Below are 23,996 nucleotides of genomic sequence, written 5' to 3'. Positions count from 1 at the left end.
TTTCTTTTTTATAAACAAATTAATACGCTTTCGCAAAAATCACCCTTCTACGAGATGGCTTTCCTGAAATCAATGAAACGCCCTCTTCTTCTTTTGCATCTAAAGGAATACAACGGATGGTGGCTTTAGTTTCGTTTTTGATTTGCTCTTCCTCCTCTGCTGTGCCATCCCAATGGGCAGAGATAAATCCGCCTTTTTCTTCCAATACTTGTTTGAACTCTTCGTAAGAATTAACCTCAGTGATATTCTCGTTTCTAAAGTTCAATGCTTTAGCGTAAATATCGTTCTGTATTGTTTTCAAAAGCTCTTCAATGTAATTTTCAATGCCTTCCAATGGCTGAACTTCTTTAGTCAAATTATCCCTTCTTGCTACTTCCACTGTTTTGTTTTCCAAATCTCTAGCACCCATAGCAATACGCACTGGCACACCTTTCAGTTCATATTCTGCAAACTTCCAGCCTGGTTTATTTTGGTCATCATCATCAAACTTCACCGAAATGCCCTTAGCTCTCAATTTGGCTTGCAATGCCAATGCCACTTCACTAATTTGTTTCAGCTGCTCCTCACCTTTAAAAATAGGAACAATCACCACCTGAATAGGCGCTAATTTTGGTGGTAAGACCAATCCATTATCATCAGAGTGTGCCATAATGAGGGCTCCCATCAAGCGGGTAGAAACGCCCCAAGACGTTGCCCAAGCCAATTCTTGCTTTCCTTCCTTATTGGTAAATTTTACATCAAAAGCTTCGGAGAAATTCTGTCCCAAGAAATGTGAAGTCCCTGCCTGTAAAGCCTTTCCATCTTGCATCATCGCTTCAATACAGTAGGTTTCTTCTGCTCCTGCAAATCTTTCTGATGGTGTTTTATAACCTCTAATCACCGGAACAGCCAAGAAGTTTTCGGCAAAATCTGCATATACTTCTAGCATTTTTTCTGTTTCCTCTATCGCTTCTGCCTTGGTAGCGTGTGCGGTATGACCTTCTTGCCATAGAAACTCTGCCGTTCTAAGGAATAATCTGGTACGCATTTCCCAACGCACTACATTAGCCCATTGATTAATAAGGATAGGCAAATCCCTATAAGACTGAATCCAATTTTTATAAGTACTCCAAATAATAGCCTCTGATGTAGGACGTACAATCAATTCCTCTTCCAATTTCGCCTCTGGATCTACCACCAGTTTCTGAGGATTATCTGGGTCTGTTTTTAATCGATAATGGGTTACAACAGCACATTCTTTTGCAAATCCTTCAGCATTTTTTTCCTCTGCTTCAAAATAACTTTTAGGGATAAAAATCGGGAAATAAGCGTTCTGATGCCCTGTTTCTTTAAATTTTCTATCTAGCTCATCTCTCATTTTTTCCCAGATGGCATAGCCATAAGGCTTGATGACCATACAGCCTCTCACCCCCGAGTTTTCTGCTAAATCTGCTTTTACCACCAATTCATTATACCACTTGCTATAATCTTCGCTTCTTGAAGTTAATTTTGCCATTGTAACTATTTATTATTTATCCTAATTTATAAAAAATTTAACTTTTTTCCAGTTGATTTATCTAAAGACAAAAGCGTATTTTTACCCAATCTTTTTTTTGCGTTTGGTACGCTTTTAGTATTGAGTGCAAATATAATTCAATCTTAAAAAATTTCGTATCATTATGAAAACAAATATACAGAAAAAACTTCTTCGAACGCTAAAATCTAAAATGTTTTTGGCGTTTTCGGGCAGTATGCTCCTCGTATCTTGTGGCGTTTACACTGGAGGATACTCCGAAACCGATGGTGTTTATTACGACCCTAATACCGATACACTTCCCGTAGGTGCCGTTACCAATGGCTATGGTAACCGCGTAGGGGAATATTATGACTACCAAGACAATTCTACAGGTATCATTCAAAAAAGTCAGCAAAACGAAAAGGAGTATAATAATCGTTATCGCAATGAGAATTGGAGTAATGCAGACAATAATACCTCATCAGACTGGGGAACTTACTCTGGCTCTGAAACCCGCTATAATACTTGGGGATACGGCTATTATCCTTATGGCTATGGTCTAGGATTTTACTCACCTTACCGTATGTGGGGAGGCTTTGGTATGGGCTATGGATTTAGCCTTGGTTTTGGATGGGGAAGCCCTTGGGGATGGGGTTATGACCCATTTTACAGCTTCTCTCCTTGGGGATGGGGTTATGGCTCTATGTACGGATGGGGTAATCCGTGGGGATGGAATAGATTTTACAATCCTTATTATGGCTACTATGGTGGTTATTATTCCCCTTACTATGGTGGCTACTATGGCAACTATAATCGAGTTCCTATGAGAAAAAGTGGTGCCGATGGCTCTTACCTCAACTCTGGAAATACTGGTAGAATGCAATCTACAAGCAGAATACCATCTACATCTAATGCAGGGGCTCGTGTAGGAAATAACACCTACCGAACACCAGGTTTCAGAACAGGAAATGCTCAGCCTAGTGCTACACAAAGACAATATCAACAACCGAGAATGGAAAGCCGAAGCTATGACAACCGCTCTTTCCAAAACAACTCTTATAACAGTGGTGGATTCCGTTCAGGAGGTAGCAGTGGCTTTGGTGGAGGCTCCGTTGGTGGCGGTGGTATGAGAAGTGGCGGTATGAGAACAGGTGGTGGCAGATAAGCCATTAAGCCCAAAAAAATATCAATCTGAAAGTTTAAAACTCAACAATTAGAAAACTGAAACAAATGTTAAAACAATCTTTAATAATTTCATCCATTTCTGTAGCGTTTTTTGCTAATGCTCAGGATGTTTCTGTCCTCAGAAATTCGGTGGAGGTTTATTCAGCACCTTGGTCGGGCTCTGCTAAATACAATGCAATGGCAGGTGCTATGGGAGCTTTAGGAGGAGATTTTTCTACCCTTAATTCTAACCCCGCAGGGATAGGAGTAGCCATTGCCAGCGACCTATCGGCAACGCTATCCATCGATAATATGAAGAATACTTCTACCCTTTATGGCAATTCAATCAGTAACCCAATTAATAATACCAATCTAGGACAAGTAGGAGGTATTGCGGTTTTTGAAACACGAGCCAACTCACCTTGGAAGTTTGTCAATGTAGGAGTAAGCTACTCTAATAAATCTGTGGATGAGCTTTCTCAGTCTGCTAGAAACAGCAATGTAACCATTCCTTTAACCAATGGTGATGTGCTATCTTTTAATGGGCATACCTACGATAGAACAGGCTCTGTAACGAAAATGAGCTTAGGTGTGGGTGGAAATTACGACAACAAAATCTACATCGGTGCAGGGCTTAATCTGCACGGAAGTTCCATTACCCAGTATGATTTCGCGAGTATGACCTCTCAAAATACGGGGACATCGAGCCTTTTCTACAAACAATATACACCTTATGCAGAAGATGCGTCCGGATTTTCTGCCTCTGTAGGGATTATTGGTAAAGTAAACAAATTTTTCCGTGTAGGGGCTGCCATTGAAACGCCTACTTGGTGGAGTATGGATAGAGTCTATACCTTCTACGGATACAACTCTGCTGATGATGGTGAATATGCAGAAACAAGAAGCCTTACTACACCTACCAAAGCTACACTGAGTGCTGCCTATGTTCCAAACAAAAACTTCGCACTGAATATAGACTATACTGTGGGACTCTCAAAACCAAAGTTCAGTGATATGAGTGCTGAAGCTCAAACTGAAATGAACAATTTTTTGAAGGCTAACTACAAAAGCATCTCCGAGGTTAAAATAGGAGCAGAATATCGATACCAACAGTTTAGATTGAGAGGCGGTTATGGCTTTGCGAGTGCTCCATTTGATACGATGACAATGACTACCATTAGTAGTAATAATGCTGATGTAGACGCTTCTTTCAGCAATCTTTATTCAGGGAAGAGACAGACACTTGGCTTGGGTATTGGCTATGATTTTAAATCATTCTATGCTGATGTAGCCTACAACCACATTACCTCAGATTACAATATGCCTTTCTTGAGAGGTAGCGATACTGCAGGAACAGAGTATTATGGAAATACCGCTTGGTTTTCTAACGGCAGTGCCGTAGTATCTGATGTAAAAAATAAATTCAACAATGTATCCCTAACCATTGGATGGAAGTTTTAATTTAAAATTAATTTAATTGTTATACAACGCCGCCGTTTCATCTTAGATGGAGCGGCGGCACATTTTATATTAAAATCATTTTTATCTAGATAACATCATTTAATCTTAGAAATCAAACCTTGATTAGAGCAATATTTAATTAATTGATTTTCATAACATAATAGAAATATCATCAACAATTAACTTGCTACTCTAAAAAACGAAGCTTCCTTTTGGGTAAAACGAAGCTTCCTTTTAAGCAAAACGAAGCTTCCTTTCGGGTGAAATGAAGCTTCGTTTTTAGTGAAACCTAACTTGCTTTTTAATAAAAGCAGGTTAGGTTTTATTTTATACTTAGAAATAAACTCAGATTATTGCCATTATCTGGTAGTTATATTTATTATAGCCTAAAGATGAAATATTATCAAGGCTACTTTATGAGATTTTTGAAACAATAAGTTTATTTTATTAATGGTAGCAATCTTCTTTTTTGCAAGCCACTATCGTCTCGCCAATCATCGCCTGCATAGTCTTTATAATTGGTTACCATCTGCACAACCCCTTCATTATTCACCAAAATATATTTTGACATACCTGGGATATTTTCAAATTGCGAAGGCGTAATTTCTGTTACGAATTTCTTATACTTAACCCTTGGGCGTGAACTATATTCATTACTCAACAACAGAATTTTCACATCTTCATCTTTTGCTTTTAAGTAATTTACGGCTCTTTCAATCTGTGAATTATTACTTTTGTCATCTTCTATTAATATCACATAAAAATTCAGATTATGTTCCTTTGCAAACTTAAAAGCATTATCTGAGTGTAATTTACACGGTGCACACCAAATACCAAAAGACCAAAACAAAGATTGCCTTTCGTTTTGCTTTGCTAGGCATTTTACCTTTTCAGCATTGACTACTTTAAGGTCTTTATAATTAACAGAATTTTCAATATCACATTCTTTCTGTGCTAAAACATTAATAGATAAAAAGAAAGAAAATAAGGTTACAATTAGTTTACTCATTTTTCTATTATTTGAAATTTACTATGCTAATGATGATGAAATGTATGTCCAAACATTGCCAAGGCTACACCTAGAATTACCAAGGCTATTTTAGTCCAATCGGTATTGTGGTTTTTATTACTTTCAAAGATAATGACGGAAGAAATATGCAAGAAAATCCCTCCTACAATGGCTAAGAAATAAGGCTGCAAACCTGGCTCTAAATACTGCCCCAAAAGCATTCCCAAAGGAGAAGCCGCTGCAAACAAGCCTATTACCAACCACGAGATAGATGACATCTTTTTATTTTTAAATAAAAACGCTCCCAATACAAAGGAAATAGGCAGATTGTGTATGAGTATCCCTTGTAAATATGGCGACTGCACATCGGTTTCATTAGCTAAAGGAATACCCTCTATAAAGGCGTGGATAAACATTCCCACTATCAGTGCCATTGGGATAATCCCCGCATCATTATGATGATGGATATGCCCGTGTTCAAAACCTTTGGTGAGATTTTCCAGCAACATCTGCAACAGTACACCACCTATCACCCACAGCCCTATGCTATGGTCGTGTGTATGATAGACCTGCGGAAAAATTTCATTAAGGCAAATGGTAATGAGAAACCCTGCACTGATGATGAGAAGATATTTGGCAAAAGTCTGTTTCGTTCCAAAAAATTTCCCCAGCAATACCCCCACAAAAACACTCAATATGAGTAAAAGTACTATAATCATTCTTTTATTTTTTTAAATACACTGATGCACCTTGGCGAGGTTTCCAAATCAAAAGAAGAAAGCTGATAATCCCCGTAGAGCTTCACTCGCTGAAAGCCATTAGCCTTTGCCAACTGATGAATTTCTTCCAAAGTATGCAATTTTACCTTTTCATAAAAATGAAAATCTTCACCTGCATCAGAAAACCGAATGTCTTTCACCACATATTTCCCTTCGATTTTTTTATCGATTTTAAAGGTAATACCCTCTCGCTCCACTTCGGTTTCTTGTTGTAATGTATTGGCAACAAAGCGTTCATTCAAAAAATCTAATACAAACAAGCCCTCTGTTTTCAAGGCTTCGCTTACAGAATGAAACACTTTGGCATCATCTTTTTCATCATCAAAAAAGCCAAAACTCGTGAACAGATTAAATACTGCATCTACCGGTTTGCCTTGGATTCTGTCTCGCATATCGTGTACATCAAACCTCAGCCAAGGCTCCGTCTTCACTTCAAAGCCCTTATTATGAGCAATGCTCTCTTCTGATAAGTCTAATCCTAAAACATTGTAACCTATTTTATTAAGATACACCGAATGCCTCCCCTTACCACAGGCCAAATCGATGACCTCTGCACCAGCCTTCAAATCTAAATCCAAAACCAATCGTTTTATAAATTCTTCCGCTTCAGAAAAGTCTCTATTTTTATAGAGAATAAAATAATATGGTGTATTAAACCACGATTTAAACCACTCCATAGTGCAAAAATAACTAAATTTGTGGATTATTTGCACCAAGAACAACATCCGTGCAACGTCTAAAATGTAAATCGTTATGAACTTTAAACAACTTTTCAGTCTTCATATAGGTGAAGAAAAACCAGAAAAAGTAAAGGAAAACATCATTGGAAGCATTTCCTTTCGCGGGGCAAATCTTTGGATTTTAGCCTGTGCTATTCTCATTGCTTCCATAGGGCTGAATGTCAATTCTACGGCTGTTATCATCGGGGCGATGCTTATTTCACCACTGATGGGCCCTATTGTAGGTGCGGGTTTTGCTTTGGCGACTTACGATTTGACACTGCTAAAACGCTCTGCAAAAAACCTTTTAATTGCCACCGTGGTTTCGCTATTGGTTTCTGGTATTTACTTTTATCTAAGTCCTTTTAAAGAAGCCGAATCCGAGCTTTTAGCACGCACATCGCCTACTATTTACGATGTTCTTATTGCTTTTTTTGGAGGCATTGTAGGTGCTATTTCTATGACGAGAACCGAAAAAGGAAATCCCATACCAGGAGTAGCAATTGCCACCGCACTTATGCCACCGCTTTGTACGGTGGGGTTTGGCTTGGCTACTTTCAATTTCAAGTTTGTCATCGGGGCGTTTTATTTGTACAGCATCAATTGTTTTTTCATTGCCATTTCCACTTTTGCCATCATCAAATATCTGAAATATAAACCCATCACTACCGAAAACCAATCTTTCGACAAAAAAGTCAAAAGTTTTATATCTGTAGCCGTTTTTCTGATGATTATTCCGAGTGCTTATTTGGCATACAATCTACTCAAGGAAAAGGAATACCATCAAAAGGTGGAACAATTCATTAAAAATAAATTTACCGACAATGGCTACACGGTGATTTATAAAAAAATCAACTACAACGCAACGCCCAAAAGCATTGAATTGGCATTTTTAACCAAAAAATTTGATAGCATTGAAATCCAAAAACTCCACAAAGACCTTTTGGATGTAGGGCTTGCGGATACCCAGCTCAATATCAAGCAAAATACCTCTAATCTGAAAGAGGAAATCCTTTCCGAGATTCAAAAATCCAATACGCTTTCTGCTCAAGATATCAAAATCAATACGCTAATGCGTGAGTTGGAGCAATACCAAATAGGGTCTCACCAATTAGACAAAGAAGTAAAAATTTTGTTTCCCGAAATTAAAGACATTACCTTTGCCACTGCAACAGACTATGCCAAGAAAGATTCTGTGCAGATGTATCCCGTGGTGATTTATTCTTCAGAAAAACCTTTGGATACTCAAAAGTTGGAACAATGGCTGAAAATGCAATTCAACAACGAGCATCTCATCATTTTAAAAAAATAATTTTATGAACGATAAAACCTTTGCCGAACTTCTAGACCACATAAAAGGGGTGATGAACTTCGTTGTTTTTGATGTACAAGGCAGTAAATTCACACTGCTGACGCTGCTCTATCTCGTTGTGGCTACGGTATTGCTCTTTTACATTACCAAGCGGTTTACACGCTTTTTAGACAGCAAAATTCTCTTCAACAAAATTACCGAAACAGGAACACGAGCTGCCATTGTGAGCATCGTTCGCTATATGCTTTTGCTCTTTGGTTTTTTATTCATTTTCAAATCTGCAGGGTTTGATTTAGGAGCCTTCAGTTGGCTATTAGGAGCATTAGGAGTTGGTCTCGGGTTTGGTTTGCAAAACATCACGAACAATTTTGTATCGGGCATCATCATCCTTTTTGAACGACCGATAAAGATAGGTGACCGCATTCAAGTAGGTGATGTTTCTGGTGATGTGGTAGCCATTTCTATGCGTTCTACCACCATAGTGACCAATGACAATATCTCTATCATCGTGCCCAATTCTAAGTTTATCAATGATAATGTCACCAATTGGTCGCACACTGATAGGAAAGTTCGCTTTCACTATCCCATTAGCGTAGCGTATAAAGAAAACCCCGAAAAAATAAGAAATATTGTATTGCAAATTGCCAATCAGCACGATGGCATTCTAAAAGAACCTGCTCCATTGCTTCTATTTACCGAATATGGCGACAATTCGCTAAACTTCGAACTGGTGGTTTGGACCTCCAACTTTATTCAAAAACCTGCTATTCTGAAAAGTGAATTGTACTATATCCTCTTTAAAGAATTTGAGAAAAACAACATCGAAATCCCATATCCTCAGCGAGACATCCACATCCGCTCTGGGCTACACCTCCACGAGCAAAAACAACCCCAAACCGCAAAGGAGTAAAGATATAAACGAAATAGTAAAAAACATCTTAACGGATATTCAATATGACCACAGACCACCACCAACGAATTGCCCAAATGACCTTTGCATCGGTGTATCCGCACTATGTAGCCAAGGTGGAGAAAAAAGGCAGAACACAAGAAGAATTGCACCAAGTCATCACCTGGCTTACAGGCTTTGACGATGCTAAAATCCAACAATTGATAAGTGAAAAAGCTACTTTTGCAGAATTTTTTGCCCAAGCCCAGTTGCACCCCAATGCTCATTTGATAAAAGGCGTTATCTGTGGCTATCGCGTAGAGGACATCGAAAATCCGCTTACGCAAAAAGTTCGCTACTTGGATAAACTCATCGACGAACTTGCCAAAGGAAAGAAAATGGAAAAAATTTTGCGATAAATTCCCAAAACTTAAAAAATAATGAACAACAACGAACTTAATATCCAAATCAAAACATTCTACGGACTAGAAACCGTTTTAGCAGAAGAAATAAAAAAACTAGGTGGCAAAAATGTAGAAGTAAAAAACCGTGCTGTAAACTGCGAAGGCGACCTTGGCTTCCTTTATAAAATCAACTACTCTGCCCGTACCGCCGTGAAAATATTGGTACCTATCTATGAGTTTAAAGCCTTTAATGAACATAAATTTTATGACAAACTCGTAAGATTTCCTTGGGACAGCGTGATGAAGGTAACCCAATCCTTTGCCATAGATGCCACGATACACTCTGAGCGATTTACCCATTCACAGTTTATGACCCTGAAAATGAAAGATGCCATTGTGGATTTCTTCAGAAACAAATACCGCCAGCGTCCCAATGTAGATGCCAAAAATCCAGATATCAAATTCAACCTCCATATTGATAGGGATTTTGTCACCATTGCTCTAGATTCCTCGGGAGAGCCTTTATTTAAAAGAGGATACCGCAAGGAGCAGGGCGAAGCTCCCATTAATGAAGTCTTGGCTGCAGGAATGCTTCAGCTGGCGGGTTGGGATGGCAAAGGCAATTTCTTAGACCCAATGTGTGGCTCGGGAACTCTACTGATAGAAGCTGCAATGATAGCAATGGAACTCCCCGCACAGATTTTCCGAAAAAAATTCGCTTTCCAAAATTGGAACAACTATGATGAGGCTTTGTTCAAGAAAATAAAGGAAGTTCGCATCAATAGAGTGAAAGAATTTACGGGGAAAATCATTGGCTACGATATCGACCTGCGAATGCTGAATGCTGCCGGAATCAATATAGAGTCTGCCGAGATGGAGGACATTATCCAAGTGAAAAAACAAAATTTCTTTGAAAGTAAAAAGGAACATTTCCCTCTACTGATGGTGTTTAACCCGCCTTACGATGAGAGAATTGCAATACGACAAGAGGATTTTTATAAGAAGATAGGCGATACTTTCAAAAATCAATATCCTAATACCTTGGCTTGGCTCATCTCTTCAGATTTGGAAGCCGCCAAAAAAATAGGACTTCGCCCAAGCCGAAAAATAAAACTCTTTAACGGAAAATTGGAAACCCGATTTTTACAGTACGAAATGTACGAAGGAACAAAGAAGAAAAATGAGAATAATGGTTAGCTATAATGTAACAATTTAACAATGTAACAATTAACCATTAATAATTAATAATTAACCATTAACAAATGCTTTCAATCATTATCGCCATTTATAATCGTAAAGATGAACTTTTTGAACTGCTACAATCCTTATCCTTGCAAACGGATAAAGACTTTGAAATCATTGTGGTAGATGATGGTTCGCAAGTGGCACTACGCCCTACAGTAGAGCTTTTTCAAGATAGGCTCAACATCCAACTATTCCGAAAAGACAACTCTGGTCCTGGGCTTTCCAGAAATTATGGTGCCAGAAGAGCAAAAGGCGAATGGCTGGTCTTTGTGGACAGTGATGTGATTGTGGAACAAGATTATGTAGCCAACATCAAGAAGAATATTGCACTAATCCCTTGTGATGCCTTTGGTGGTGCCGACAAAGCCCACAAAGGATTTAACCTAATGCAAAAAGCCATTTCCTATGCTATGACTTCAGTTTTTACCACTGGTGGCATACGGGGAAGCAAAAAATCTGTGTCAAAATTCCAACCCAGAAGTTTTAATATGGGCGTAAGAAAAATAGCATTTGAAAAAGTAGGTGGTTTCTCAGAGATGAGAATAGGTGAAGACCCAGACCTCTCTATGACGCTTTGGGAACACGGCTTTACTACGGCTTTCTTTGATGATATTGGCGTGTATCACAAGCGGAGAACAGATTTTGGAAAATTTTCTAAGCAAGTGTATCAGTTTGGTGTTGCTCGCCCAATTCTCAATCAACGGCACCCCAACTATGTGAAGCTTACCTTTGCGTTTCCATCTCTATTTCTCATTGGCTATGTTCTCGGGTTTATAGAATATTTTATCTTTCAGAAAGGTTTTGTGATGGCACTTTATGGGCTATACACCTTTTTGGTTTTCTTTCATTCTCTATGGAAGACCAAAAACATCAGCATTGCAGGGATGGCTGTTATTGCCTCTTTCATCCAATTGTTTTCCTATGGCTATGGATTTTTGCAATCTTGGATAATGCTCAATATCCTTAGAAAAAAACCAGAAGATGCTTTCCCAAGCCATTTTCATAAAGATATATAGAAAGATAAAACCGCTCATTGCAAGCGGTTTTTCTATTAGATATTAAGAAAGACTATTAATGTGGTTGCACTTTTTCAGCATCATCATAGTTAATCATCCATTGGATACCGAACTTGTCCACCCACATTCCGAAGTAGGCTCCCCAAAAAGTATCTTGCAATGGCATTGTAACCTCGCCCCCTGCTGATAGTTTTGTAAACAAAGTGTCTGCTTCTTCACGAGAATCCACACCTACGGAAATAGAGAAATTGTCTCCTTTCTGCAATGGATTCATCCCTGGCATTACATCACTACCCATCAATAGGGTTTCTGATGAAATAGGAAGAGAAACGTGCATTATTTTCTGTTTCATCTCTTCAGAAATAGGAAACTCTGGTGATGGTGGCATATCTGCAAACCTATTCCACACCACATTGGTTACCCCGAATGCCTCTGCATAGAAAGAAAATGCCTCTTCGCAATTTCCTTCAAAGTTCAAATAAATGTTGACTGTCGCCATAAATATAAAATTAGTATTGAATCAATTATTTTAAATCACTTGTGTTTTCTCTATTCACTGAGTTTATCTGTTGTTTTATAAAGCCTAATATCTCATCATAATTCCTGATGCTAAATTTTTCTATCTTATATTCCTTACCATTTTCAGCGTCCTTCATTATGAAATATTCCCCAGAAGCTCCATATCGGGTAAACTGATACTTTTCTTCTAATAATAAGTCTTTAATCAAAATAGTTCTCTTGTGAAATAGATTGGATAGATAAACCTTATGTTCATCTACTGAAATTCTTATTAGCTTTTTATACACTGTATAAGGTAAAAAGAAAAATCCCGAAAATAAAACTACAAGGATAATCAACCACTCCTTAAATCCTGCCTTCTTAAAATCATACAAATATAAACCATTTACACTAATGTAAAAGGTCAATACACAAAATAATATGAGTATATACAGCCAAACACTACGCTTGGAACTGACTTTATTTCCATTCTTTACAAGATTCTCTCTCATTTATTCTTTCCAGCCCCAAGGCTTTTTATTGAAATCAATAGGTTTTGAAAGGTCAAAAGACACGGTAAACACGCGGTCGCTCCCCACACGGCGAAGGTTATAGGTAAAAATTTTATCGTCTAACGACATCCACCAAACATTGCTAGAAGCGTAAGGAATTCTAGTAGCCGTTTCCCTATCCGCTGGGAACATCTGCAAGTTTTCAAAACCGTGATTGGTATTTTCCCCGCCGTATTGCGTTACCTTGTCTTCCGTGCCATCTTCGTGCCTATGATCGTGCTTTAGGCGGAGGATATGTTCCTCATTCTTCGTAAGCACCCAAGTTCTAGACTGGTCTTCTCCCACATAAAATGGAATGCGAATGCGATGCTCCTCACAAGACAAAACCTGCATTACCAATTTCTTTCCCGTAAAGCCATCTCCCTCTCGGCTTCCTGCCGTGATGGTGCCTTCATAAGATTTTCCGCAATGTTTTTTCAGGTTATTCCAAAATTTCTGACTGCCCGTAAGGTCTTGCGACAATGAAAATCCAAAACTCAACATCGCCACTAAAACTGCTATTTTGTTCATAATCTATATTTTTTAAAAGTTAATTCCTTTGCTTTCCCTCTATCGTTCTGCTCGGATTCTACTGAGGGTTTCTTGTGATATTCCAAGGTAAGATGCCACCATTCCCAGCGGGGCTCTTAGGATGATATTAGGGTTTTCTTCCAATAGCTGTGCATACTTTTCTTTTGCTGTCTTAAATTGTAAAGATGCTACTCTTTTAGACATCTGCGTTATTAAGTTTCCTAAAATATATCGACTCAAATTGGCTGCAGGTAAAGAGATGGCACACAGCTCTTCTAGCTTCTCATAGTTGAAGTAGGTAATGGTACTATGCTCCACAGTTTCTATGTTGTAGCGGGTTGCTTGCTGTGTGAAAATAGTATCTATATTGGCGAAAATTTTCTCTTCGGGGTAGAAATTAGCGGTAATATCTTTCCCATTTTCATTATAAAACATCCTTGCTAAACCGCTTTCCATAAAGAAAACCGTTTTGTTATATGTTGCTTGCTGACTGAGCAGTGTGCCCTTTGGGAAAGATTGGGTTTGTGTATTTTCTACCAAGAATCGTTCTATTTCAGCATCTATTTTAAAGTGTCTTGAAAAGACTTCCAACAATTTCATTTCGCTTTTTTTGCGAAAATAAGAAATTACAATAAATTACGCAGCAGGCGGTAAGCAACGATTTATACAATAAAATGTATTGGTCTGATAACTCTTCTGTGAGTTCAAAAAAAATCTTCAGTAAGTTTTGGAAAAATCTCCCGTGAGTTTTTGGAAAATCTCCCGTGAGTTTTGGAAAAATCTTCAGTGAGTTTTTCTGAAACCTTTAATCTAAAGCTCTCAATAGGTTCTATAAAGTAACAAAAAGTGATGGTTCATCTGTTATCAACTGCTAAGAACGCTAAGAATCGTAAAGCTTCTCGTAACACCCCTTGCATCCTCTGTTATAAACCCAGATTATGCAGTATTTTTTTTAATTGGGCTAAAGCCTTTTAGGAAAAACTATATCAAAAGTCGGGTTAAAACCCGACCCTATTGAAAATTGAATGCTTATGTTAAAAGGCTAGAACATTAAAAGATGGTATTGAAAATTACAAACTTCTTTCTAACTATTTGAAACAAAAGGTCATCTTTTCTACTCAGCAATTTAGGCTAATTTAAAAAGATTCCGCTAAAAGTCTATTAGATTTCCTTTATTTATTTCGGAAAAATGAGAGGCTTATTCATTAGTTTCAGCTTCGCTCAAATGGTATTCTCTGAAAAGGCGATGGATTTTAAATTTCAAAACTACCCAGCCTATCACAAAATATACAACAGCTAAAACCAATAAATGTATGAGATAAGGCTGTGTAAGTGCGGTATTACCTTTCTCTATCACTAGGATTTTCATTGCTTCCAGATAGGGCGTAAGTGGGATAATATCGGTAGTCCATCGGATAAGCTCTGGCATTGCATCTCGCGGCCAAGTGTAGCCACTTATTAAGAAAGCAGGAGAGGCTATCACCATCAGTATTTGGGTAACCTTCAAAGCATCGGGGAGAATAATGCTTACCATCACTCCAAGATTGCTACACGCTACTACAAACAAACCTGTAATCACGATGAAATAAAGCCATTCCTCTGGCATAGGAATCATAAAGTGCCTGCCTATCAGATAAAATAGGATGATATTGGTGGTAGAAAATACCCATATAGGCAAGTTTTTCACCAGCATCACCAGTACGGCATATTTCTCTTTTCCTGCAAAATCTCTAATGAAGTTTTCCCGTTCAAACTCTGCCGCAAAGCTCACTGCCATAGCCAATAAAATCACTTGCTGCAAGACTACCGCCATCATCGCAGGCCACATAAAGTAGAGATAATTGCTGGTGGTATTGAATAAGGTAATATAATTTGCCTTGAAGGGTTCATACTGGGTTTTCGCTATCTCGGCAGTCATCCCTCTCCGCTGAAGGGTTTTGATTTCCATTCCTGCAGAGAGCGTTCCCAGCGTTACTTGTATTGCCTTGCTGGCAAAGTTGGCAGTCATAATGTTAGAAGTATTGATATAGACATTCACTTCGGGATATTTCTTTTGCAGGATATCGGCTTCAAATCTGGAAGGTAGTATTACCACCGCTGCGGCTCCCGTTCTGATGACTTCATCTTTTATGCTGGCTGGCTCCTGCGGATATTCCAAAACCGTTATAGTCTTGTTGTCTCGTAGCATTTCTACCACTTGATTGGCAAGAGGCGTATGGTCTTGATTGATGACTATAATGGGGAGATTTTCGGTTTTTCCTTTCTGATAAGTAAACCCGATGATGAGGGCATATACCAAAGGAGCTAAAAGAAAGACACTTCGCAAGGTAGAGTTTTTCAAAAATAGACGAAATTCTCGCTTGATGAGATATAAGAAATGTTTCATTGATTCAGATTAAAATTAAGATAATAATAGGGCGTTTTACCTTAAAGGTTATCATCTTTATTACTAATGATAAGGTAGTTTTCCCTCTTTACTAAGGTTGTTTTATGATAGCGAACCTGAGCAATTATTTTAAAATCACATTGGCATTCACTAAGATATTCTGTGTAGCCTTGCTATCGGCAGGTATTACTTTAATTTCATAGACAGCCTCTTCCATCTGATAATCTGGGAAAGCGGTGGTAATATCTGCATATTTAGTGAGTTGTTTTATGGTGGTTACTTTACCTTTCAGCATCTGCTGATTATATACCACCTGCATATTCACGATGCTTCCCTTAGGATATTGAGCAATTTTACTTTCCGGAATGGTAAATCTGAAATAGGTAGTCCCTGGGATATACCCTGAAAATAACGGATATCCTGCGGTGGCCAACTCGCCTACATTCAGGGCAATGGTTTCTATTTCCATATCGTTAGTCGCAATGATATAGCGTTCTGAGTAGGCAATATTAGCTTCTTGCAAGGCTCCCATTGCTTGGTTTTGTTGCCCTTCTGCCATTCCTATTTTTTCTGGTCGTGTTCCTTTTAGCACATCGTTTAGCTCAGCATTCACGGCATCCAGCTGGGCTTTTGCACCTTGGTATTTAGCAAAAACTTCATCATACGCTTGAGGCGACATCAGACTATCTCGGAACATATTTCCTGCTCGGGTCAACGATTTTTGAGCATAGTTATACTGCTCTTGTAATCCTTTTTGCTTAGCTCTAAGCTGAGTAAGCTGGTCGGCAGTAGCTCCGTTTTTTGCCATTTGCGTTTGAGCTCTTGCGGCTTCTGTTGCTCCTTTAGCTTGTGCTATTTTAGCGTACACCTCTGGTACATCTAAGATGGCAAGAGTATCGCCTTTCTTTACAATATCCCCTTCTTTTACTTTTATTTCTAAAATTCTTCCTGTAACTTTTGGAGAAAATGCAAGGGTTTCTTTTTTCACTTTTCCTTCCATAGGTTTTTCGGGTTGGGCGTTGTTACAACCTATAAGCGTAGTGAATAATGCAGTGGTAGCTATGGTTTTGTATAGAGTTTTCATTTCAATAAAATTATTAATCATAAAGGTTTTACAAATTTTCAATATTTAGATTTTGTGTAGATTTCATCAGTTCTATGGCAGCTCTTCTTTGGTTAAAGATAGCCGTTTCATATTCCAATTCAGCAGTTTGGAGGTCGTTTTCGGCTTCTATCAAGTCTAATGATTTTTTGGTGCCGTAGCGGAATTCTTTTTCTACATTATCCAAGGCTTTCTGAGCAATTTCTTTGGCTTTTCGCTTCAGTAGAATCTGTGCAGTGGCAATATCATATTGAGATTGATTGTTGGCTAAATTCAATTTTAACAATCGGGTAGCTTCTGCCTTTTTAGCTTCTAAAATTTCTCGGTCTATCTTCGCATTTTCTATGGCGTGCTTACCTTCATTACCATCCAATATTTCCCATTTAAAGCCTACCCCTATTTGGAACAGTGGCAAGACATTAAGATTGGAAGGGTTGATATTGAGCGTGGTATTGGTATTAGGAATTAAAGCCTTAGAAGTTTTAAGATGATTTTCATACAAACCTATATAGCTGAGTGAAGATTGAGCGACAACCTTAGGAATCCACCAGCGTTCTTCAGCTTTTATTTTATATTCTGTGGCTTTGATACCGTGGCTTAAAGCTTTTATTTCCGCTCTTTGTGAGATATTGTTTTCCGTTACTTCATATTGTATCGGTATTAGCTGTGGTTCTATTCTCTCTATTCTTTCGGGGGATAGCCCAGAGAGAATATGCAATTGCGTGATGAGCAGACGCTTCTTTCCTTCGTATTCTACAATCTTTGAATCTAAGGTAGCCTGTGCAAGTTCTATTTTCTTGTAATCATAGGGGGTTATCAGTCCGTATCCCAGAGCCTTTTCTGCTGTTTTTTTGTTAATTTCAAGGCGTTTTTTAGCTTGGTCTAAAACCGTTTTAGACTGATGCATCAGGGCAAATTGGTCATAGGCCTTAGAAATGGAAGTAATGATTTCATCTCTATTTTTCTCCATCATTGCTTCTTCTGAAAGGCTTTTCTCTCGGTTGGCTTCTTGGAGATATTTCACTTTTCCGCCAGAATAGAGCAACATAGAGGCCTCTGCTTTTGCCATTGTGGAAATGCCAGAGAGGTCTAGTCTATTGTTTTGCTCAGGGATGGCAATCGCTGGTGTAAGATTGAGCAAAGAGGGAATTGCAAATTGTGGTGTAGAAAAATGAGTCTGAGCATAAAGATAGCCTGCCTTCCCTGAAACTTCTAATTTGGGTAAAAATATATCTTTCAGTTGTTCATCATTCAGTTTTGTTTTTTCATTTTCCAACCTCTTCTGTTGTAGATTGTAGTCTATGTGCATTGCACTCTCTATCAACTCTTGGAGCGTAGGAGCGGCCTGTGCCCAGCTTAATGTGGGCAAACAGAGCGATATCCCTGCAATAATATGCTGTATTTTCATTGTTGATGGATTTAAAGCCACAAAGGTCTTTCTTTACGCCACGCCATCCTTTGACATTTGTCAAAAAAAACATTAAGTAAGCAATAATTTCATTTACCATACGAAATGGGGTATCTGCAAGATTTTTTTTAATTTGGCTAAAGCCTTTTAGGAAAAACCATATCAAAAGTCGGGTTAAAACCCGACCCTATTGAAAATTAAAAGGTGAAAAAGTAATTTGAGCTAAATCCAAAAGCATTCTGCTAAAAGTCTATTATTTTTCAATGATCTGCTTCAGAAAAATAAAGCTTTTATCTATTGGTTTTAGATTCATCTAAATGGTATTTCTTAAAAATTCGCTTTATTATAAACTTTTCTCTTGCAAGATTGAGTTTTTTTTATTTAGTTTGCAAAAAGTTTTAAATATTTAACAAATGAGAAATTTAATTTTATTTTCTATGGCTGCCCTCAGCCTTACAGCGTGTAAAAGAGATGATGACAACACCACTACAGAGCCTTCTATTGTAGGAACTTGGAAATATAGTAAATATGTTGTCTATAGTGGAAAAGACAAAAAAACTATCATTAGTGAGGAACCAGCAACTGCCTGTGAAGCTAAAGGCACTATGGTTTTTACTTCTGATAAAAAAACATCCTATACTTTCTATACGGACAGTAATAATACCTGCGTAGAAGACGGCACTGAGACGGGTATTTATTCTTACGATGCTACTACCAAAAAACTATCCATTACTTCAAGTAATGATGATGCCACTACAGATGTTCTAAAACTTACTGATAAAGAATTGGAGGTTGTGGTTGAAAACTATGATTATAACAATGATGGTGTAGACGACATTCATACTTATGTCTTCACAAGATAATATCCATCTCAATTGATATTTACCACGGGCGTTGGCTCGTGGTTTTTTATTTTCTATTAGCCGTTTTACTTCGGGGGAAACTTCGGGAAATTGCTCAAAGCTCATTTCACTGCGGGGGAAGCTTCGGGGAATTTCCCAAAGCTCATTTCACCTCGGGGGAAGCTTCGGGGAATTGCTCAAACCTCATTTCACTGCGGGGGAAGCTTCGGGCAAATGATTTTTTGCCGTTTCATCACGGGGGAAACTTCGGGGTTTTTATTCAGATATAACTATGTTAGATTTTCATAAAAATTAACAAAATAATACCCTAAAAAATATTTTTTTTCAAAAAAACTATTTGATTTTAGACAGAACTAATCTATAATCCAAAGCAATACCCTTCCGTTGGTACTTTGAAGATAACCATCTATTGTATTAAAAGCCTTTTCTGAAACAGCGGGACACCCCCAGCTTTGGGCAATGCCATTGGGATAAGTTTCCTCATCGGGGACAATGCTCCAAGGGTGAAACACTACATTTCTCACCACTGCATTGCTATTGCTCGCCTCTTTGCCATACATTATATACTTGTATCGGTAGCCTGGGCTATATACTTTTTGCGTACCCAAGATATATTTCCCTTTGGAAGAGCAATGGCTTTCTGGGGTATTGCTAAACCTCACATCACCATCAGAAGAGCCACAGCCCATACCGTGAGTGGTGAGAAAAGCGTCCCTAATGCTGCCATCTGCAAAATTGATAACAAACATCCGCTTCTTCCCAGAATGCACAGACATATCCACCAAAATATAAAACTCATTAGAAAGCCTGTTGTACTGTGCAAACTGCTTGGCTTCCTGCGTAAAAGTGGTGTAATCCCTCTCTGGCTCTGGATATACTTCCCTCCTCTTGCAACCTGAAAACAACAATAAAGTAATAAGAAATATGATGGTTTTTTGCATAGTTAGTCGTTTGATTTTGATGCTACAAAGATAAACAGCTTTCCCCAATCCCATACCAAATTGCAAGGTTGCAAAACTTAGAGTCCGTTTCAATTCAGCATTATAAAAACAAAAAAATCCATCCGTATTTCTACGAATGGATTAAAAACCGTGGTCCCACCTGGGCTCGAACCAGGGACCACCTGATTATGAGTCAGGTGCTCTAACCAACTGAGCTATAGGACCAGAAACTTTTAGTTCCTTACAATTGGTTTGCAAAAATAATACTTTTTCGTGAATTACAAAATATTTTATGGCTTTTCTTGACAAAGTTCTACCAGCACACCATTCGTAGTCTTAGGATGTAGAAAAACAACCATCTTATTATCAGCACCTTCCTTGGGCTCTTCGGAGATAAATTCAAAACCATTTTTTTTCAGTCTATCAATTTCTTCCAAAAGATTTTCCACCCCAAAGGCAATATGGTGAATACCTTCCCCTCGCTTCTCTATAAACTTAGCGATGGGACTATCTTCCTTCGTGGCTTCCAAAAGTTCTATCTTACTTTCTCCCACTTCGTAGAAAGAAGTCGTTACCCCTTCCCTTTCCACTGTTTCTTGTTTATAATTTGGCTTTCCCAAAAGTCTTTCAAACAAATCATCTGAAAAACCTAAAGATTTTACAGCAATGCCCAAATGTTCTATTTTCATAATGAAATCAATATTTTAAGATTTAAATAATAGATTAAAACAAAAATACTAAATTTGCAGTATGAATGAAAGCAATAGACAAAGAAAAGTAGCACAAATTATCCACGAAGATTTTGCCGAGCTTTTTCGTAAGCAAGCCGCAGATAGCCCACAAAACTTTCTTGTGAGCGTTTCTGATGTGAAGGTAACCGCCGATTTGGGGATTGCTAAAATCTACCTCAGCATCTTCCCACAGGAGTTTCGCCAGCCTATTATGAAAGAGATAGAAGCTCATAAATCCCAATACCGCCACTTCATTGGTCAGAAAATGGCAAAACAAGTACGCATCATTCCAGACTTGCAGTTTTATCTGGATACCACTTTAGATGATGTAGAGAAATTGGAACGAGAGCTGAAAGGACTCGGGGATAATCCTATTCTATAATTTTATTCTGTGGGCAATACAGCATTTTACATCGCCAAAAGATATTTACTCGCCAAGAAAGGAAGCTCTGCAGTTACCTTTATCACTTGGCTGGCAGCCTTTGCTATGACTACTGCTGTAGCGGCAATGTTCATCATCATTTCGGTATTCTCTGGTTTAGAAGATATGAACAAGGAAATGATTGCCAACCTCCACGCAGACCTTACCATATACAGCAATTCAGGGAAAAGCCTTAAAAACATAGACCGACTCACCCTGCAACTGAAACAGCAAGACGAAATTCAAAACTTTTCAAAAATTATTGAAGAAAAAGTCTATATCAACTATGGGGATGTGGGAGAGATTGCTTACCTAAGAGGGGTAGATTCTGCATACACACAGGTTAATCCTATTGATAAAAGTATTTTTTTCGGTAGCTATCCCGGTTTTGAATACAGTAACGAAGTCATTGTAGAAAACGGACTCAGCAGTCGCCTTTCTCTTCCCGTAGGCGATAGTATAGATGCAGCCGTTCTCTATATGCCCAAAGCAGGCACAGGCATCATCTCTTCTGAAACTGATATTTTCACCAAAAAAGACATCTACGCTACGGGAGTTTTTGCCCCCAATAATGAGCAACTTAGCAACTACATCATCGCACCGCTAGAACTTGCCCAAGAGCTACTTCACCTGCAAAAAAAAGAGGCTTATCAAATTGTTATCAAACTAAAAAATACTAAGGATACCGATAAAGTACAAAAAGTACTCTCCGAAAAACTGGGCAAAGACTACATCATCAAAACCAAGGCAGAAGAAAATGCCGCATTTTGGAAAATGATTAACACCGAAAAACTGATGATTTACTTCATTTTTGCTTTGGTAATTTTCATCACAACTTTCAACCTTGCTGGTGCCATCATCATCCTTCAGCTGGATAAAAAAGAACAAGCCAAATCTCTGATTTCATTAGGCTTTCCCATCAGAAGGCTTCGCAATATTTATTTCTATACAGGGATTCTCATTGTATTCACTGGGATTGTATTGGGATTGGTAATTGGAACCCTAATGTGCTATTTTCAGATACAGACCAACCTTTTCCAGGCGGGGGTTAATCTACCTTTCCCTGTAAAAATCACCGTGTTTAACTACTGCATTGTTGCTTGTTTAGCTTTAGCATTTGGTATTTTAGTTTCTTGGATATTCTCAAAGGTGAACAAATCTCATATTTTTTAACATTAAATTTAGCTTTCAAGTCATTTTTCTATTGTAACTTTGTCCTCCTATTTCAAATTTATAATAGAATGAAGAAATTATCTTTTTTAATGTTGTCCCTCTTGGGATTTCAGATTTTCGCTCAGACTCCAGCGGGCTATTATAATGGTACCGACGGACTTACAGGAGCTACTCTAAAAACAAAACTTAGCGAAATCATCACCAGTGGTCATAGAGACCGAGGCTATGGTGCTCTCTATACGGGCTACGCAGCGGGAGATATTGATAATTTTTATGAAAATGATGGTACCATCTTAGACATTTATTCAGAAAATCCTAGTGGTGCTGACCCTTATAACTTCCGCCCAAGCGGTCCTAGATGCGGAAACTATGGTGGTGAAGGCGATTGCTTCAATCGTGAGCATATGGTTCCTCAAAGTACATTGAACTTGGGAATTATGAAAAACGATTTCTATCAAGTAATTCCTACAGATGGCTATGTAAACAACCAAAGAAAAAGTTATGTTTTTGGTAATGTAAAAAATGCAACTTGGACCTCTCGTAATGGTTCTAAAATAGGAGCTTCTGATGTTAGCGGCTATAGCGGAACAATGTTTGAACCTATTGATGAGTTTAAAGGTGATGTTGCCAGAATTATACTTTATTTCGCTACGCGATATGAGAAAAATCTAGGTGGCGTTTCTTTTGCAATGTTTGGAAATCAAGCCTATCCAGGGGTGAGCAATTGGGCTCTACCGATGCTCCTTCAGTGGAACGCTCAAGACCCTGTTTCCGAAAGAGAGCGTGTAAGAAATAATGCAGGATACAATTTTCAAGGGAATAGAAATCCTTATGTAGACCACCCAGAGTTTGTCGCATTGGTATGGGGCAATTCTTCTAACGATACCGAAGCGCCATCTATCCCTACCAATCTAGCCACCAATATTATCTCCTCTTCATCCGTTCAGCTTAATTGGACTGCTTCTACGGATAATGTAGCTGTTTTAGTCTATGACATTTTTGTAGATGATGTTCTGAAAGGCACTTCTGCACAACCCAGCTATAATGTAACAGGACTATCACCACAAACCTCATACACTTTCAAGGTAAGAGCAAAAGATGCAGCGGGTAATATTTCATCATTCAGTAATGCTGTAACAGCCACTACATTGGCAGGAACGCCAGTTCCTCCTACCACAGCTACTTGTGGCACAGAAAATTTTGAAACTATCCCAACTGTCAATTCTAGCTATACCACCAGAACTTGGAGCAATAACAATATCACTTGGACTGCTACAGATGCCAGAACAGACCTTAGCATCAATGGAAGGGCCATTACCATTAGAAATGGTTCACTTACATCTTCTAATATTTCTGGAGGTATTGGTTCGCTTTCCGTGGTTTTAAAAAGAGAATTTAGTGGCTCATCAGGAAGATTTGAAGTTTTAGTCAATGGTGTATCCAAAGGTTTCTTAGACTATAATGCAACGGCTACTACCCAGCGTTTAGAAAACATTAATGTAGAAGGAAACTTCACATTAGAGTTGAAAAACACCTCAACAAAAGAACGCGTTTCTTTGGACGACCTTTCTTGGACTTGCTATAATAACCTAAGCACCAATGAAGTAAGCAATTATAAGAAACTGAGCATCACGCCTAATCCCGTAAAAAACGGAACACTTTATCTATCTGGGCTTCAGGAAACGGTAAAAGTGGAAATCTACAATACCGCAGGACAGCTAGTTCAGACTGTGGACAAGGCATCAAAATCTAACAATGCTATCCAAGTGAAACAACTTCAAAAAGGCGTTTACATCTTGAAAGCAGGCAATAGCACTGCGAAATTCATCATAGAATAATTACTTAAATAAGGAAATGGTCGAAGTTTGCTTCGGCCATTTTTTAGCAATACCCGTACA

At 38.3% G+C, this 23,996-nt stretch carries 24 protein-coding genes and 1 tRNA gene; 11 read left to right on the top strand and 14 right to left on the bottom strand.

Translation table 11 applies throughout. The features are described from left to right. Positions 1 to 19: 19 nt before the first annotated feature. Complete coding sequence (gene proS, locus ACFFUE_RS07885) at positions 20 to 1,495, bottom strand: proline--tRNA ligase (RefSeq protein WP_327984175.1); 1,476 nt, start codon at positions 1,493 to 1,495, stop codon at positions 20 to 22. Between the two features lie 163 nt (positions 1,496 to 1,658). Between proS and ACFFUE_RS07880 the strand changes: the two genes are divergently transcribed. Then, positions 1,659 to 2,660 carry a prolyl-tRNA synthetase gene (locus ACFFUE_RS07880; protein WP_376834217.1) on the top strand — a complete coding sequence of 334 codons (1,002 nt, stop codon included), beginning with the start codon at positions 1,659 to 1,661 and terminating at the stop codon, positions 2,658 to 2,660. A 65-nt stretch (positions 2,661 to 2,725) separates the two neighbouring features. Then, on the top strand, positions 2,726 to 4,120 hold the full coding sequence (locus ACFFUE_RS07875) for an OmpP1/FadL family transporter (protein WP_376834215.1): 1,395 nt from the start codon (positions 2,726 to 2,728) through the stop codon (positions 4,118 to 4,120). 439 nt (positions 4,121 to 4,559) lie between these two features. On the opposite strand, the gene ACFFUE_RS07870 is transcribed toward ACFFUE_RS07875, so the two are convergent. Genes ACFFUE_RS07870 through ACFFUE_RS07860 form a run of 3 tightly spaced genes read right to left on the bottom strand, consistent with a single transcriptional unit; the run spans position 4,560 to position 6,585 of the window. Beyond that, a complete protein-coding gene (locus tag ACFFUE_RS07870) occupies positions 4,560 to 5,129 on the bottom strand; it encodes a hypothetical protein (RefSeq protein WP_376834213.1) in 570 nt (189 codons plus the stop codon). Positions 5,130 to 5,155: 26 nt separating this feature from the next. Then, positions 5,156 to 5,845, bottom strand: a complete 690-nt coding sequence (locus tag ACFFUE_RS07865; protein ID WP_376834300.1) for a ZIP family metal transporter — start codon at positions 5,843 to 5,845, stop codon at positions 5,156 to 5,158. Next, positions 5,845 to 6,585 (bottom strand): SAM-dependent methyltransferase, encoded by a 741-nt coding sequence (locus tag ACFFUE_RS07860; protein ID WP_376834211.1) that lies wholly within the window; start codon positions 6,583 to 6,585, stop codon positions 5,845 to 5,847. The genes ACFFUE_RS07865 and ACFFUE_RS07860 overlap by 1 nt, the downstream gene beginning before the upstream one ends. Before the next feature lie 76 nt (positions 6,586 to 6,661). Between ACFFUE_RS07860 and ACFFUE_RS07855 the strand changes: the two genes are divergently transcribed. The 5 genes from ACFFUE_RS07855 to ACFFUE_RS07835 all read left to right on the top strand — a co-directional run bounded on the left by ACFFUE_RS07855 (position 6,662) and on the right by ACFFUE_RS07835 (position 11,493). Next, positions 6,662 to 7,939 (top strand): DUF389 domain-containing protein, encoded by a 1,278-nt coding sequence (locus ACFFUE_RS07855; protein ID WP_376834209.1) that lies wholly within the window; start codon positions 6,662 to 6,664, stop codon positions 7,937 to 7,939. Positions 7,940 to 7,943: 4 nt separating this feature from the next. Further along, entirely contained in the window at positions 7,944 to 8,849 is a 906-nt protein-coding gene (locus ACFFUE_RS07850; protein ID WP_376834207.1) for a mechanosensitive ion channel family protein, read from the top strand. A 44-nt stretch (positions 8,850 to 8,893) separates the two neighbouring features. Beyond that, positions 8,894 to 9,247: a DUF2200 domain-containing protein gene (locus ACFFUE_RS07845; RefSeq protein ID WP_376834205.1), complete on the top strand. Its 354-nt coding sequence runs from the start codon at positions 8,894 to 8,896 to the stop codon at positions 9,245 to 9,247. A gap of 21 nt (positions 9,248 to 9,268) precedes the next feature. Further along, a complete protein-coding gene (locus tag ACFFUE_RS07840; RefSeq protein WP_376834203.1) occupies positions 9,269 to 10,429 on the top strand; it encodes a THUMP domain-containing class I SAM-dependent RNA methyltransferase in 1,161 nt (386 codons plus the stop codon). Positions 10,430 to 10,494: 65 nt separating this feature from the next. Next, positions 10,495 to 11,493 (top strand): glycosyltransferase family 2 protein, encoded by a 999-nt coding sequence (locus ACFFUE_RS07835; protein ID WP_376834201.1) that lies wholly within the window; start codon positions 10,495 to 10,497, stop codon positions 11,491 to 11,493. A 55-nt stretch (positions 11,494 to 11,548) separates the two neighbouring features. On the opposite strand, the gene ACFFUE_RS07830 is transcribed toward ACFFUE_RS07835, so the two are convergent. The 7 genes from ACFFUE_RS07830 to ACFFUE_RS07800 form a co-directional block, all read right to left on the bottom strand. Further along, positions 11,549 to 11,992 carry a VOC family protein gene (locus tag ACFFUE_RS07830; protein ID WP_376834199.1) on the bottom strand — a complete coding sequence of 148 codons (444 nt, stop codon included), beginning with the start codon at positions 11,990 to 11,992 and terminating at the stop codon, positions 11,549 to 11,551. Positions 11,993 to 12,017: 25 nt separating this feature from the next. Next, complete coding sequence (locus ACFFUE_RS07825) at positions 12,018 to 12,386, bottom strand: hypothetical protein (RefSeq protein WP_376834197.1); 369 nt, start codon at positions 12,384 to 12,386, stop codon at positions 12,018 to 12,020. A gap of 117 nt (positions 12,387 to 12,503) precedes the next feature. Beyond that, positions 12,504 to 13,073 (bottom strand): hypothetical protein, encoded by a 570-nt coding sequence (locus tag ACFFUE_RS07820; RefSeq protein ID WP_376834195.1) that lies wholly within the window; start codon positions 13,071 to 13,073, stop codon positions 12,504 to 12,506. Between the two features lie 39 nt (positions 13,074 to 13,112). Further along, positions 13,113 to 13,673, bottom strand: a complete 561-nt coding sequence (locus ACFFUE_RS07815) for a Crp/Fnr family transcriptional regulator (protein WP_376834193.1) — start codon at positions 13,671 to 13,673, stop codon at positions 13,113 to 13,115. A 598-nt stretch (positions 13,674 to 14,271) separates the two neighbouring features. Further along, the gene (locus ACFFUE_RS07810) at positions 14,272 to 15,459 is read right to left on the bottom strand and encodes an ABC transporter permease (RefSeq protein ID WP_376834191.1); all 1,188 of its coding nucleotides are present in this window, start codon (positions 15,457 to 15,459) and stop codon (positions 14,272 to 14,274) included. Positions 15,460 to 15,583: 124 nt separating this feature from the next. After that, entirely contained in the window at positions 15,584 to 16,543 is a 960-nt protein-coding gene (locus ACFFUE_RS07805) for an HlyD family secretion protein (protein WP_376834190.1), read from the bottom strand. A 28-nt stretch (positions 16,544 to 16,571) separates the two neighbouring features. Then, complete coding sequence (locus tag ACFFUE_RS07800) at positions 16,572 to 17,969, bottom strand: TolC family protein (protein WP_376834189.1); 1,398 nt, start codon at positions 17,967 to 17,969, stop codon at positions 16,572 to 16,574. A gap of 413 nt (positions 17,970 to 18,382) precedes the next feature. Here ACFFUE_RS07800 and ACFFUE_RS07795 point away from each other — a divergent pair, with 413 nt between their 5' ends. Then, positions 18,383 to 18,832 carry a lipocalin family protein gene (locus tag ACFFUE_RS07795; RefSeq protein WP_376834187.1) on the top strand — a complete coding sequence of 150 codons (450 nt, stop codon included), beginning with the start codon at positions 18,383 to 18,385 and terminating at the stop codon, positions 18,830 to 18,832. A 353-nt stretch (positions 18,833 to 19,185) separates the two neighbouring features. On the opposite strand, the gene ACFFUE_RS07790 is transcribed toward ACFFUE_RS07795, so the two are convergent. The 3 genes from ACFFUE_RS07790 to mce form a co-directional block, all read right to left on the bottom strand. Next, the gene (locus ACFFUE_RS07790) at positions 19,186 to 19,773 is read right to left on the bottom strand and encodes a murein L,D-transpeptidase catalytic domain-containing protein (protein WP_376834185.1); all 588 of its coding nucleotides are present in this window, start codon (positions 19,771 to 19,773) and stop codon (positions 19,186 to 19,188) included. 151 nt (positions 19,774 to 19,924) lie between these two features. Beyond that, positions 19,925 to 19,998: transfer RNA gene (locus ACFFUE_RS07785), tRNA-Ile, on the bottom strand. A 65-nt stretch (positions 19,999 to 20,063) separates the two neighbouring features. Then, on the bottom strand, positions 20,064 to 20,462 hold the full coding sequence (mce, locus tag ACFFUE_RS07780) for a methylmalonyl-CoA epimerase (RefSeq protein WP_327984158.1): 399 nt from the start codon (positions 20,460 to 20,462) through the stop codon (positions 20,064 to 20,066). 61 nt (positions 20,463 to 20,523) lie between these two features. Between mce and rbfA the strand changes: the two genes are divergently transcribed. From rbfA to ACFFUE_RS07765, 3 genes are all read left to right on the top strand, one after another. Next, positions 20,524 to 20,886 carry a 30S ribosome-binding factor RbfA gene (gene rbfA / locus ACFFUE_RS07775; protein WP_376834182.1) on the top strand — a complete coding sequence of 121 codons (363 nt, stop codon included), beginning with the start codon at positions 20,524 to 20,526 and terminating at the stop codon, positions 20,884 to 20,886. A 9-nt stretch (positions 20,887 to 20,895) separates the two neighbouring features. Beyond that, positions 20,896 to 22,098, top strand: coding sequence for an ABC transporter permease (locus ACFFUE_RS07770; RefSeq protein WP_376834180.1), 1,203 nt, complete (start codon positions 20,896 to 20,898; stop codon positions 22,096 to 22,098). A 68-nt stretch (positions 22,099 to 22,166) separates the two neighbouring features. Further along, positions 22,167 to 23,936, top strand: a complete 1,770-nt coding sequence (locus tag ACFFUE_RS07765; RefSeq protein WP_376834178.1) for an endonuclease — start codon at positions 22,167 to 22,169, stop codon at positions 23,934 to 23,936. Positions 23,937 to 23,996 lie beyond the last annotated feature (60 nt).

Source organism: Bergeyella porcorum (assembly GCF_042427575.1).
Taxonomy (GTDB): Bacteria; Bacteroidota; Bacteroidia; order Flavobacteriales; family Weeksellaceae; genus Bergeyella; species Bergeyella porcorum.
This window is presented reverse-complemented; position numbering and strand designations above follow the sequence as displayed.